Consider the following 13,614-nt stretch of genomic DNA (forward strand, 5'->3'; position numbering starts at 1 on the left):
TAAGCCCTGCACTGCAGGGCTTTTTCTTTCTAGAGCTTGATCCCTTTCCCTTTGCGGTGCAGTAGCAGAGAAACAGCAAATGCCAGCGCCCCCATGCCAGAGACATACCAGAAGAAAGTCGTTTCGCTGCCCATAGATTTGAGTGATAAGGCGACATATTCCGCAGAGCCGCCAAACAAGGCGTTTGCCACCGCGTAAGACAGACCTACGCCCAGGGCACGGACTTCCGGCGGGAACATTTCCGCCTTCAGGATGCCGCTGATTGAAGTGTAAAAACTGACAATCAGCATCGCCGCCATCACCAGAGCAAAGGCCGCATACGGTGAGCTAACATTCTGCAATGCCGTCAAAATAGGCACAGTCAGCACCGCTGCCAGCCCACCAAAGCAGAGCATAGAACTACGGCGACCAATTTTATCCGACAGCGCACCGAAAAATGGCTGAAGTACCATGAAGATAAACAGCGCAAAGGTCATCAACGCGCTGGCCGTATTAGCATGCATCCCTGCGGTATTCACCAGGTATTTCTGCATATAGGTGGTGAAGGTATAGAAAGCCAGGGAGCCGCCGGCGGTGAAGCCCAGCACCATAATAAAGGCCTTTTTATTTTTCCACAGCCCGGAGAGCGTACCGGCATCCTTGTGCTCGCGGGTCGCTTTGTCCGATGTTTCGTCCAGAGAACGGCGAAGATAAAGAGCAACAATCGCCAGTACGGCCCCAATCGCAAAGGGAATTCTCCATCCCCAACTACGTAAATCTTCATCACTTAGCACTTGCTGGAGAACAACCACAACAAGTAAAGCGGCCAACTGCCCGCCAATGAGCGTAACGTACTGGAATGAGGCATAGAAACCTTTACGACCTTCGACCGCCACCTCACTCATGTAAGTTGCACTGGTACCGTATTCTCCTCCCACGGATAAGCCCTGGAACAGACGAGCTAAAAGTAATAACGCCGGGGCCCATGTACCAATGGTGGCATATCCCGGCAAGCAGGCAATCACCAATGAACCAAAGCACATCATGCAAACGGAGATCAGCATCGAGTTTTTGCGGCCATGTTTGTCTGCGATATAGCCGAATAACCAGCCACCAATCGGCCGCATCAGAAAACCAGCGGCAAACACGCCGGCGGTTTGTAGCAGCTGAGTCGTGGTGTTTCCCGTTGGGAAAAAGATATGTGCAAAATAGAGTGAGCAGAATGAGTACACATAAAAATCAAACCACTCAACCAGATTTCCCGATGAAGCGCCAACAATGGCCCAGACGCGACGACGGGTATCAGCCGCCGACGGAACAGCGTTTGCTTCGCTTGTTGTTTCAATCATTTTATTTTCTTCTCCTGTCTTCCTGAATGGGTCTAATAGCCCAGGATCCAGCAAAGCAGGAGAAAGAAATTTTGTGAGGCGAAGTATCTTGTTGCGGAGTTGTTACATTGGCTTTTGTGAGCAGGCTGAGATTTTTGCGAAAAGTATGGTTTAAAAAGCAAAAAACCCCGGCCTTTCGGTCGGGGTTATTGCTTAATTTGATGCCTGGCAGTTGTATGCCGGGCTTTCCTGCCCGTCACCCTCCGGGCAGCCTCCGGCTGTGCAAATCCGTTCCCGACGGATTTGTCCTGCTCAGGAGAGCGTTCCCCGACAAACAGCAGACAAAACAAAAAGGCCACCCGTTAAGGTGGCCTTGATGTTTTATTTGATGCCTGGCAGTTCCCTACTCTCGCATGGGGAGACCCCACACTACCATCGGCGCTACGGCGTTTCACTTCTGAGTTCGGCATGGGGTCAGGTGGGACCACCGCGCTACGGCCGCCAGGCAAATTCTGTTATTGACCGTCACTTCGTGACCATCAATATAATCCTGAACTAAGCTGAAAATCTCTCTCTAAAAACACCTTCGGTGTTGTAAGGTTAAGCCTCACGGATCATTAGTACTGGTTAGCTCAACGTATCGCTACGCTTACACACCCAGCCTATCAACGTCGTAGTCTTCAACGTTCCTTCAGGACTCTCAAGGAGTCAGGGAGAACTCATCTCGGGGCAAGTTTCGCGCTTAGATGCTTTCAGCGCTTATCTTTTCCGCATTTAGCTACCGGGCAATGCCATTGGCATGACAACCCGAACACCAGTGATGCGTCCACTCCGGTCCTCTCGTACTAGGAGCAGCCCCCCTCAATTCTCCAGCGCCCACGGCAGATAGGGACCGAACTGTCTCACGACGTTCTAAACCCAGCTCGCGTACCACTTTAAATGGCGAACAGCCATACCCTTGGGACCTACTTCAGCCCCAGGATGTGATGAGCCGACATCGAGGTGCCAAACACCGCCGTCGATATGAACTCTTGGGCGGTATCAGCCTGTTATCCCCGGAGTACCTTTTATCCGTTGAGCGATGGCCCTTCCATTCAGAACCACCGGATCACTAAGACCTGCTTTCGCACCTGCTCGAGCCGTCACTCTCGCAGTCAAGCTAGCTTATGCCTTTGCACTAACCTCACGATGTCCGACCGTGATTAGCTAACCTTCGTGCTCCTCCGTTACGCTTTAGGAGGAGACCGCCCCAGTCAAACTACCCACCAGACACTGTCCGCAACCCGGATCACGGGTCTACGTTAGAACATCAAACATTAAAGGGTGGTATTTCAAGGTTGGCTCCACGCAGACTGACGTCCACGCTTCAAAGCCTCCCACCTATCCTACACATCAAGGCTCAATGTTCAGTGTCAAGCTATAGTAAAGGTTCACGGGGTCTTTCCGTCTTGCCGCGGGTACACTGCATCTTCACAGCGATTTCAATTTCACTGAGTCTCGGGTGGAGACAGCCTGGCCATCATTACGCCATTCGTGCAGGTCGGAACTTACCCGACAAGGAATTTCGCTACCTTAGGACCGTTATAGTTACGGCCGCCGTTTACCGGGGCTTCGATCAAGAGCTTCTCCTTACGGATAACCCCATCAATTAACCTTCCGGCACCGGGCAGGCGTCACACCGTATACGTCCACTTTCGTGTTTGCACAGTGCTGTGTTTTTAATAAACAGTTGCAGCCAGCTGGTATCTTCGACTGCCTTCAGCTCCACCCGCGAGGGGTTTCACTTACCGACAGCGTGCCTTCTCCCGAAGTTACGGCACCATTTTGCCTAGTTCCTTCACCCGAGTTCTCTCAAGCGCCTTGGTATTCTCTACCTGACCACCTGTGTCGGTTTGGGGTACGATTTAATGTTACCTGATGCTTAGAGGCTTTTCCTGGAAGCAGGGCATTTGTTACTTCAGCACCGTAGTGCCTCGTCATCACACCTCAGCGTTAACAGAAGTCCGGATTTACCTAAACTTCCCGCCTACATGCTTAAACCGGGACAACCGTCGCCCGGCTAACATAGCCTTCTCCGTCCCCCCTTCGCAGTAACACCAAGTACAGGAATATTAACCTGTTTCCCATCGACTACGCCTTTCGGCCTCGCCTTAGGGGTCGACTCACCCTGCCCCGATTAACGTTGGACAGGAACCCTTGGTCTTCCGGCGAGCGGGCTTTTCACCCGCTTTATCGTTACTTATGTCAGCATTCGCACTTCTGATACCTCCAGCAAACCTCACAGTTCACCTTCAACGGCTTACAGAACGCTCCCCTACCCAACAACACATAGTGTCGCTGCCGCAGCTTCGGTGCATGGTTTAGCCCCGTTACATCTTCCGCGCAGGCCGACTCGACCAGTGAGCTATTACGCTTTCTTTAAATGATGGCTGCTTCTAAGCCAACATCCTGGCTGTCTGTGCCTTCCCACATCGTTTCCCACTTAACCATGACTTTGGGACCTTAGCTGGCGGTCTGGGTTGTTTCCCTCTTCACGACGGACGTTAGCACCCGCCGTGTGTCTCCCGTGATAACATTCTTCGGTATTCGTAGTTTGCATCGGGTTGGTAAGCCGGGATGGCCCCCTAGCCGAAACAGTGCTCTACCCCCGAAGATGAGTTCACGAGGCGCTACCTAAATAGCTTTCGGGGAGAACCAGCTATCTCCCGGTTTGATTGGCCTTTCACCCCCAGCCACAAGTCATCCGCTAATTTTTCAACATTAGTCGGTTCGGTCCTCCAGTTAGTGTTACCCAACCTTCAACCTGCCCATGGCTAGATCACCGGGTTTCGGGTCTATACCCTGCAACTTAACGCCCAGTTAAGACTCGGTTTCCCTGCGGCTCCCCTATACGGTTAACCTTGCTACAGAATATAAGTCGCTGACCCATTATACAAAAGGTACGCAGTCACCCCATAAAGAGGCTCCCACTGCTTGTACGTACACGGTTTCAGGTTCTTTTTCACTCCCCTCGCCGGGGTTCTTTTCGCCTTTCCCTCACGGTACTGGTTCACTATCGGTCAGTCAGGAGTATTTAGCCTTGGAGGATGGTCCCCCCATATTCAGACAGGATACCACGTGTCCCGCCCTACTCTTCGAACTCACAGTATGTGCATTTTAGTGTACGGGAGTATCACCCTGTACCCTGCGACTTTCCAGACGCTTCCACTAACACACAAACTGATTCAGGTTCTGGGCTGCTCCCCGTTCGCTCGCCGCTACTGGGGGAATCTCGGTTGATTTCTTTTCCTCGGGGTACTTAGATGTTTCAGTTCCCCCGGTTCGCTTCATTACGCTATGTATTCACGCAATGATAGTGTGACGAATCACACTGGGTTTCCCCATTCGGAAATCGCCGGCTATAACGGTTCATATCACCTTACCGACGCTTATCGCAGATTAGCACGTCCTTCATCGCCTCTGACTGCCAGGGCATCCACCGTGTACGCTTAGTCGCTTAACCTCACAACCCGAAGATGTTTCACTTCAGATTATGAAAATTTGAGAGACTCGAACATGTCTTAACCTCATTCTTTATTACGGAAGAACGAGACGACATGTCGTTTCAATTTTCAGCTTGTTCCGGATTGTTAAAGAGCAAATACTTCGCAGTACACCGTCACCGGTACACTCTGAAGTAAGTTTTGTGCGCGAAATGATGGTGGAGCTAAGCGGGATCGAACCGCTGACCTCCTGCGTGCAAGGCAGGCGCTCTCCCAGCTGAGCTATAGCCCCATCGATTTCGTAAAACCTTTGATTACCGTTAATTTTCATCTGGTCAAGGCGCAACTTAGCGACACATACTTAAGTATGCGAATCTGAGGTGCAACGCAGAACAGGGGAAAATTTGGTAGGCCTGAGTGGACTTGAACCACCGACCTCACCCTTATCAGGGGTGCGCTCTAACCACCTGAGCTACAAGCCTATAAGGTTTTACTGCTCGTTTTCTATCAGACAATCTGTGTGAGCACTACGCGGGTTGTATCTATTAGGTAAGGAGGTGATCCAACCGCAGGTTCCCCTACGGTTACCTTGTTACGACTTCACCCCAGTCATGAATCACAAAGTGGTAAGCGCCCTCCCGAAGGTTAAGCTACCTACTTCTTTTGCAACCCACTCCCATGGTGTGACGGGCGGTGTGTACAAGGCCCGGGAACGTATTCACCGTAGCATTCTGATCTACGATTACTAGCGATTCCGACTTCATGGAGTCGAGTTGCAGACTCCAATCCGGACTACGACGCACTTTATGAGGTCCGCTTGCTCTCGCGAGGTCGCTTCTCTTTGTATGCGCCATTGTAGCACGTGTGTAGCCCTACTCGTAAGGGCCATGATGACTTGACGTCATCCCCACCTTCCTCCAGTTTATCACTGGCAGTCTCCTTTGAGTTCCCGGCCGAACCGCTGGCAACAAAGGATAAGGGTTGCGCTCGTTGCGGGACTTAACCCAACATTTCACAACACGAGCTGACGACAGCCATGCAGCACCTGTCTCAGAGTTCCCGAAGGCACCAATCCATCTCTGGAAAGTTCTCTGGATGTCAAGAGTAGGTAAGGTTCTTCGCGTTGCATCGAATTAAACCACATGCTCCACCGCTTGTGCGGGCCCCCGTCAATTCATTTGAGTTTTAACCTTGCGGCCGTACTCCCCAGGCGGTCGACTTAACGCGTTAGCTCCGGAAGCCACGCCTCAAGGGCACAACCTCCAAGTCGACATCGTTTACGGCGTGGACTACCAGGGTATCTAATCCTGTTTGCTCCCCACGCTTTCGCACCTGAGCGTCAGTCTTTGTCCAGGGGGCCGCCTTCGCCACCGGTATTCCTCCAGATCTCTACGCATTTCACCGCTACACCTGGAATTCTACCCCCCTCTACAAGACTCAAGCTTGCCAGTTTCGAATGCAGTTCCCAGGTTGAGCCCGGGGATTTCACATCCGACTTAACAAACCGCCTGCGTGCGCTTTACGCCCAGTAATTCCGATTAACGCTTGCACCCTCCGTATTACCGCGGCTGCTGGCACGGAGTTAGCCGGTGCTTCTTCTGCGAGTAACGTCAATCACTAAGGTTATTAACCTTAATGCCTTCCTCCTCGCTGAAAGTACTTTACAACCCGAAGGCCTTCTTCATACACGCGGCATGGCTGCATCAGGCTTGCGCCCATTGTGCAATATTCCCCACTGCTGCCTCCCGTAGGAGTCTGGACCGTGTCTCAGTTCCAGTGTGGCTGGTCATCCTCTCAGACCAGCTAGGGATCGTCGCCTAGGTGAGCCATTACCCCACCTACTAGCTAATCCCATCTGGGTTCATCTGATGGCAAGAGGCCCGAAGGTCCCCCTCTTTGGTCTTGCGACGTTATGCGGTATTAGCTACCGTTTCCAGTAGTTATCCCCCTCCATCAGGCAGATCCCCAGACATTACTCACCCGTCCGCCGCTCGTCACCCAGGAGCAAGCTCCCCGTGCTACCGCTCGACTTGCATGTGTTAGGCCTGCCGCCAGCGTTCAATCTGAGCCATGATCAAACTCTTCAATTTAAAAGTGTTTGATGCTCAAAGAATTAAAACTGTTTATAAAATCAGTAGTCACTCTTCAAGACTTGATATTTGTTTGCATCCGAAGATGCTGAGATATCAATCCTGCGAGTGCCCACACAGATTGTCTGATAAATTGTTAAAGAGCAGTGCTACTTTCTCAGTAGCGCGGGCTGTGCATATTACGCTTTCCCGCTGCGTAGTCAAGCATTTATTTTTCGCTTCACTCCGCCTGACACGCCGCTTTGCAAGCCGTTGTTCCGTGTCAGTGGAGGCGCATTATAGGGAGTTCTTCGGCGGTGACAAGCGTTTATTTAAAAAAACTTTCCGACCGCATTCTTTTTCGCCAACCCGCTTATTTACAACGCTATTTGGTGTTTAAGTGTGCAATTTCGTGGGCAAATCGGGCTACCTGCGGCCAATCGGTATAAACCACTTCTTTACTTGTGTCAGTTTCACCGTCGGTCATTTTCATAATTAAGCGGATCATGAAGCGGTCCAGCCAGCCATAACGCGGGTAACGTAATGCACCAGCAAACACGGCGCAATGGTCAGGCTGCCAAACCGAGTTAAGCAAAAACTTGCGGGTATAAGGGTTTGTCTGCGGCGAACGCTTCTCAGGTTTACGGGCAACAAGGTTGACCGCGAAAAATGCACTCGCGCGCTCCTTCAACTGCAGCTGATACTTTTTCACAAACGCCTCAACGGAGGCATGAAAATGTCCGTAACGAATAGAGGCGCCAATGATCACCCGGTCGTAATTAGCCCAGGCGATTTCCTCGCAGCGATGGAGATTGACCACATCACTCTCAACACCCAGCTCTTTCAGTTCAGAAGAAATATAAGAAGCAATTTCACGAGTTTGACCATCTCGGGTCGAAAACAGAATTAAGGTTTTCACACAGGCTCCGGTTACTCGCGCCAGAAAGTAGGCGTGAACAGTACTAACAGGGTAAACACTTCCAGGCGGCCAAACAGCATATTCACGATCAGGATCCATTTGGCCACGGGATTCATGCTGGCAAAGTTGTCGGCAACGACGCCAAGGCCCGGGCCGAGGTTATTGAGCGTTGCCGCAACGGAAGCAAAGGCCGAGAAGTCATCGACACCGGTCGCGATGATGGCCAACATACTGACGATAAACACCAGCGCATAGGCAGAGAAGAATCCCCATACGGCTTCAAGAATTCGTTCCGGCAGAGCCCGGTTCCCCAGTTTGATGCTGTAAACCGCATTCGGATGCACCAAACGCTTTAGCTCGCGGTTGCCTTGCTTAAACAGCAGCAGGATTCGAATCACTTTCAGGCCACCACCGGTAGACCCGGCACAGCCGCCAATAAACGCAGAGCAGAGCAGCAATACCGGCAAGAATAGTGGCCAGCGAGCAATACTATCCGTGGTAAAGCCTGCTGTGGTGGCCATCGATACGACCTGAAAGAAAGCCTGGTTCAACGTCTGCCAGGCTGACTGGTAGGTATTGTGGAACCAAAGCACCAGCGTGCAGACCAGAACCAGCGATAACTGCACGCCGATAAACATCCGAAATTCCGGGTCGCGCCAGTACACCTTGAGGCTGCGCCCGCTAAGGAGTGAGAAGTGCAGGCTATAGTTACAGCCGGAGATCAGCAGGAAGATAGCGATGATGGTATTGATGGTTGGGCTATTGAAGTAACCCACGCTCGCATCATGTGTCGAGAAGCCACCAATCGCGATAGTAGAGAAGCTATGCCCGATAGCGTCAAACGCCGGCATCCCCGCGAACCAAAGCGCCAGCGCGCATGCAATCGTCAGCAGGACATAAATAAGCCACAGCGTTTTTGCCGTTTCGGCAATACGCGGGCGCATTTTGTTATCTTTTAGCGGCCCCGGCATTTCTGCCCGGTACAGCTGCAGCCCACCGACGCCAAGAATAGGCAAGATAGCCACCGCCAGAACGATGATCCCCATCCCGCCGAACCATTGCAGCATTTGCCGATAAAAGAGAATCGCGTGAGGTAAAGAGTCCAGCCCCACCAGCGTTGTCGCCCCGGTCGTTGTCAGGCCAGAAAAGGATTCAAAAAAGGCATCTGTTACGGTCAGATTTGGTCGCTCGGCGAAGACAAACGGCAGCGCACCGACGCTGCCCAGTACGGTCCAGAACAGGACCACGATCAGGAAACCTTCCTTCGGTTTGAGATCTCTTTTCTCGCGACGGTTCGGCCACCACAGCAGAGAGCCTATTGCCAGAGCAACAAAGAACGTTTGGGTAAAGGCGCGGCCAGCACCATCGCGATAGATTAGAGCCACTAAGCCGGGGAGTATCATGGTTCCGGAAAAGAGGATAACCAACAGGCCAACGATTCGGGTAATGGCGCGAAAATGCATTTCAGCCGCTTCCTTAAATATCTATAAATAACGAGGTGGGATTATTGTTCAAACGGCAATAAATGCAACGCACCACGGCTAAAGTCACTCAGCCTGGCACTAAAGGCAGCCACCTGGGTTTGTGGTAATGCCAGGCGCATAGCAACAGTGACCTGAAAATCGCTTTCCACGATAAGGCCATCACTTTGCTTGAGCAGCGCTTCCACACCGGCCAACTGCGAATAGTCGCACTGCAAAGTATATTCGGTTAACGGCACTTTGAGCACTGTCAGAAGCTGGTTTAGCGCCAACTGTACGCCGCCGCCATAGGCTTTCACCAGGCCACCCGTGCCCAGCTTCACCCCACCGTAATAGCGCACCACAACCGCCGTAATTTCACCAATGCCTTTCCCCATCAGCTGAGCCAGCATAGGTTTCCCTGCGGTGCCGGCAGGTTCGCCGTCATCTGAGAAACCTAGCTGCTGCGAGTCATCCGGTGCACCAGCAACCCACGCCCAGCAATGGTGGCGAGCGTCCGGGTGTTCGGCCCGGACCTTCTCAACAAACGCTTTCGCCGCTATTACCCCGTCCGTGTGGGCGACAAGGGTAATAAAGCGGCTTTTCTTAATCTCCTCGCTGACCGTGACAGGCTCAGCGGGGATTGGCCAGCTTTCCATTACGCGAGCTTCAGGTTACGCGTCATGTTTTCGGTACTGTTTTCATAGATAACGACGTTATCTTCAATACGAATGCCACCAAACGGCTTCAGGGCTTCAATGCGCTTCCAGTCGAAGTGCTTGCTGTACTGCCCTTCACGCCACGGCGCCAGCAGTGATTCAATGAAGTACAAGCCAGGCTCGATGGTCAACACCATGCGAGGTTCCAGTACGCGGGTACAGCGCAGGTAAGGATGCTGTGAAGGCGCCGCGAGGTGCGTCCCGGTATCATCCTGCATAAACCCGGCTACGTCGTGAACCTGCAGACCCAGCGGATGCCCAATGCCGTGCGGCATGAACGGCGTAGTGATCCCTGCTTCCAGCATCGCCTCTTCGCTGATGTCGTTCACCAGCTTGTGACGGCGCAGCAGCTTGGCCAGCCGCTGATGGAACTGGATGTGGTAGTCGGTGTAGCGCACGCCGGACTTCATCGTGTCAATAAGCGCCAGTTGCTCTTCATTCACGTCTTTAATCAGGTGAGCAAAATCGCTGTCGCTTTGGGTCGTCCAGGTACGCGTCAGGTCTGCGGCATAGCCGTTATATTCTGCCCCAGCATCCAGCAGGAAGCTGCGAATTTCGGCAGGAACACGGTGATCCAGCTTGGTGTAGTGCAGCACCGAAGCATGCTCATTGAGCGCCACGATATTGCCATACGGCACATCGGTATCGCGGTGGCCAGTCGCCGTCAGGTAAGCGATGTTGATGTCGAACTCGCTCATGCCGGACAAGAAGGCTTCGTGCGCAGCGCGGTGGCCGACGACTGCCGTTTTCTGTGCTTCGCGCATGCAGGACAGTTCGTAGTCCGTTTTATAAGCGCGATAATAATGCAGATAGTCGATAACCCCTTTCGGGTTGATATTGGCCGGGGTGATATCCAGTTGCAAGGCACGCTCTGGCACCGGGCCAATGTAGCCAATGTTGCCGCGAGCGGCAGGCAGCTGACTGCCGATACCGTCGGCTTTTGGCAGCGCGATCACTTCAATATCATCGGTCCAGAAGGATTCCGGCAGTGGCTCCACGTTGTGCCAGTAATCCACCGGCAGATAGAACCACAGTTTCGGCTTATTCACACCGTCCACCAGCAGCCAGCAATTTGGCACCTGAGTCACCGGCACCCACGCCTTAAACTGCGGGTTCACTTTAAACGGATAAGCATGATCATCAAGGAAGACGTTGAACAGCTCCCCGGAGTGAATAAGTAATGCATCAAGGTTAAAACGCGCCAGAACGTGGCGGGTACGCTCCTGGAGCGTTGCCACATGATCTTTATACAGCGCGGCCAGTGATTCCATAATTTATCCTTCTGTTTTTGTCTCTGTTCGCATCGCATCTTAGCATACCGGACAAACCACTGAGTTATTTCCGCCGCCTGTGATCGGGTTTGCAAATATTTAAAGAGAAATTTGCATTTCATTAACATCAATTCCACACTCCGCTTCATCTGGTACGACCAGATCCCATTGCTGGATTCAGGAGACTGACATGCTCTACCAAGGTGAAACCCTACATCTCGACTGGCTGGAAGACGGCATCGCCGAACTGGTTTTTGATGCCCCCGGCTCCGTCAACAAGCTGGATACGGCGACCGTCGCCAGCCTCGGCGAAGCGCTGGCCGTACTTGAAAAACAGCCAAACCTCAAAGGCCTGCTGCTGAGTTCCAGCAAGTCCGCCTTCATCGTTGGCGCCGACATTACCGAATTCCTGTCGCTGTTCCTGGTCCCTGCCGAACAGCTGACCCACTGGCTACAATTTGCGAACAGCGTGTTTAATCGCCTGGAAGACTTGCCTGTCCCAACCATCGCCGCGGTGAATGGCTATGCGCTGGGCGGCGGATGCGAATGCGTGCTGGCAACCGATTATCGCCTGGCGACGCCAGACGCCCGCATCGGCCTGCCGGAAACTAAGCTAGGCATTATGCCAGGCTTCGGCGGCTCCGTTCGTCTGCCGCGTTTATTGGGCGCGGATAGCGCGCTGGAAATTATCACCGCGGGCAAAGACGTCGGCGCGGCAGAAGCGCAAAAACTTGGCCTGGTTGATGGTGTGGTAAAAACCGAAAAACTGCGTGACGGCGCACTGGCTGTCCTTCGTCAGGCAATCAAAGGCGAGCTGGACTGGCAGGCTAAGCGCGCCCCGAAACTGCAGCCGCTACGCTTAAGTAAAATCGAAGCGGGTATGAGTTTCACTATTGCTAAAGGCATGGTGGCGCAGATCGCCGGGAAGCATTATCCAGCCCCGATGACCGCAGTAAAAACCATTGAAGCCGCCGCAGGTCTTGGCCGCGATGAAGCCCTGAAGCTGGAAACCCAAAGTTTTGTGCCGCTGGCTCGCTCCAATGAAGCCCGCGCGCTGGTTGGCATCTTCCTGAACGATCAGTTCGTCAAAGCCAAAGCGAAAAAACTCACCAAAGATATCGAAACACCTCAACACGCAGCCGTACTCGGCGCGGGTATTATGGGCGGCGGTATTGCCTATCAGTCAGCCTGGAAAGGCGTGCCGGTGTTAATGAAAGACATTAACGAGAAGTCGCTGGCGCTGGGCATTAATGAAGCCAGCAAGCTGCTGAACAAACAGCTTGAGCGCGGCAAAATTGACGGTATGAAGCTGGCTCAGGTTATCTCTACCATTCAGCCAACTTTGGAATACGCCGGGTTCGAACGCGTAGATGTCGTTGTTGAAGCCGTGGTTGAAAACCCGAAAGTGAAAAAAGCGGTACTGGCAGAAACCGAAGATAAAGTTCGCCCTGATGCCGTGCTGGCCTCCAACACCTCCACCATCCCGATTAGCGAACTGGCAAGCGTGCTGAAACGTCCGGAAAACTTCTGCGGGATGCACTTCTTCAACCCGGTTCACCGCATGCCGCTGGTTGAAGTCATTCGCGGAGAAAAAACCTCAGACGCTACCCTCGCCAAAGTTGTGGCATGGGCAAGCAAGATGGGCAAAACCCCTATTGTGGTAAATGACTGCCCGGGCTTCTTCGTAAACCGCGTGCTGTTCCCTTACTTTGCAGGCTTTAGCCAGCTGCTTCGCGACGGCGCAGATTTCCGGCAGATCGATAAAGTGATGGAAAAACAGTTCGGCTGGCCAATGGGCCCGGCTTACCTGCTGGATGTGGTCGGGATTGATACCGCCCATCACGCACAGGCGGTAATGGCCTCAGGCTTCCCGCAGCGTATGAGCAAAGATTACCGCGATGCGATTGACGTTCTGTTTGATGCCGGACGCTACGGCCAGAAAACACAGCAGGGCTTCTACCGCTTTAAAGAAGACAGCAAAGGCAAACCGCGCAAAGAGCAGGACGAAGCTGTTGATGGCCTGCTGGCAGATGTGAGCCAGCCTAAGCGCAGCTTCAGCGAGGAAGAAATTATCGCTCGCATGATGATCCCAATGGTCAACGAAGTGGTTCGCTGCCTCGAAGAAGGCGTGATTGCCAGCCCGGCGGAAGCCGATATGGCACTGGTATACGGCCTCGGTTTCCCTCCGTTCCACGGCGGTGCGTTCCGCTGGCTGGACACCCTGGGCAGCGCGAAGTATTTCGATATGGCGCAGCAGTATCAAAATCTCGGCCCGCTGTACGTCGTGCCTGAAGGCCTTAAGGCCAAAGCATCACGCAACGAGCCCTACTATCCCCCGGTCGAGCCAGCTCGCCCGGCCAGCGATCTGAAAAGCGCCTGAGGAGTGA

Annotated in this window: 6 protein-coding genes, 2 tRNA genes and 3 rRNA genes; 1 reads left to right on the forward strand and 10 read right to left on the reverse strand. The window is 53.0% G+C overall.

Features of this window, described 5'->3' with window-relative positions; all coding sequences use genetic code 11:
• Nucleotides 1–29: 29 nt before the first annotated feature.
• From VW41_17630 to VW41_17675, 10 genes are all read right to left on the reverse strand, one after another.
• Nucleotides 30–1,328: an alpha-ketoglutarate transporter gene (locus tag VW41_17630; GenBank protein AJZ90717.1), complete on the reverse strand. Its 1,299-nt coding sequence runs from the start codon at nt 1,326–1,328 to the stop codon at nt 30–32.
• Nucleotides 1,329–1,697: 369 nt separating this feature from the next.
• Nucleotides 1,698–1,813 (reverse strand): 5S ribosomal RNA (locus tag VW41_17635).
• Nucleotides 1,814–1,885: 72 nt separating this feature from the next.
• A 23S ribosomal RNA gene (locus VW41_17640) occupies nt 1,886–4,818 on the reverse strand.
• A gap of 187 nt (nt 4,819–5,005) precedes the next feature.
• Nucleotides 5,006–5,081 (reverse strand) — tRNA-Ala (locus tag VW41_17645).
• Between the two features lie 113 nt (nt 5,082–5,194).
• Nucleotides 5,195–5,271: transfer RNA gene (locus VW41_17650), tRNA-Ile, on the reverse strand.
• A 59-nt stretch (nt 5,272–5,330) separates the two neighbouring features.
• Nucleotides 5,331–6,881 (reverse strand): 16S ribosomal RNA (locus VW41_17655).
• The 16S, 23S and 5S rRNA genes sit together here with 2 tRNA genes alongside, the layout of an rRNA operon.
• A gap of 362 nt (nt 6,882–7,243) precedes the next feature.
• Nucleotides 7,244–7,777 (reverse strand): protoporphyrinogen oxidase, encoded by a 534-nt coding sequence (hemG, locus tag VW41_17660; GenBank protein ID AJZ90718.1) that lies wholly within the window; start codon nt 7,775–7,777, stop codon nt 7,244–7,246.
• An 11-nt stretch (nt 7,778–7,788) separates the two neighbouring features.
• Nucleotides 7,789–9,240, reverse strand: a complete 1,452-nt coding sequence (locus tag VW41_17665) for a potassium transporter (protein AJZ90719.1) — start codon at nt 9,238–9,240, stop codon at nt 7,789–7,791.
• A gap of 41 nt (nt 9,241–9,281) precedes the next feature.
• Nucleotides 9,282–9,896 (reverse strand): hypothetical protein, encoded by a 615-nt coding sequence (locus tag VW41_17670; GenBank protein AJZ90720.1) that lies wholly within the window; start codon nt 9,894–9,896, stop codon nt 9,282–9,284.
• Nucleotides 9,896–11,227, reverse strand: coding sequence for a proline dipeptidase (locus VW41_17675; protein AJZ90721.1), 1,332 nt, complete (start codon nt 11,225–11,227; stop codon nt 9,896–9,898). The genes VW41_17670 and VW41_17675 overlap by 1 nt, the downstream gene beginning before the upstream one ends.
• A gap of 190 nt (nt 11,228–11,417) precedes the next feature.
• Here VW41_17675 and fadB point away from each other — a divergent pair, with 190 nt between their 5' ends.
• Complete coding sequence (gene fadB / locus VW41_17680) at nt 11,418–13,607, forward strand: multifunctional fatty acid oxidation complex subunit alpha (GenBank protein AJZ90722.1); 2,190 nt, start codon at nt 11,418–11,420, stop codon at nt 13,605–13,607.
• The last annotated feature ends 7 nt before the right edge of the window (nt 13,608–13,614 follow it).

The organism is Klebsiella michiganensis (genome assembly GCA_000963575.1).
Lineage (GTDB): Bacteria > Pseudomonadota > Gammaproteobacteria > Enterobacterales > Enterobacteriaceae > Cedecea > Cedecea michiganensis_A.

Excerpts from the sequence above, each read along its gene's own strand:
- VW41_17630 (AJZ90717.1), bottom strand. The coding sequence starts at position 1,328 with ATGATTGAAACAACAAGCGAAGCAAACGCTGTTCCGTCGGCGGCTGAT.
- VW41_17665 (AJZ90719.1), bottom strand. The coding sequence starts at position 9,240 with ATGCATTTTCGCGCCATTACCCGAATCGTTGGCCTGTTGGTTATCCTC.
- VW41_17670 (AJZ90720.1), bottom strand. The coding sequence starts at position 9,896 with ATGGAAAGCTGGCCAATCCCCGCTGAGCCTGTCACGGTCAGCGAGGAG.
- VW41_17675 (AJZ90721.1), bottom strand. The coding sequence starts at position 11,227 with ATGGAATCACTGGCCGCGCTGTATAAAGATCATGTGGCAACGCTCCAG.
- fadB (AJZ90722.1), top strand. The coding sequence starts at position 11,418 with ATGCTCTACCAAGGTGAAACCCTACATCTCGACTGGCTGGAAGACGGC.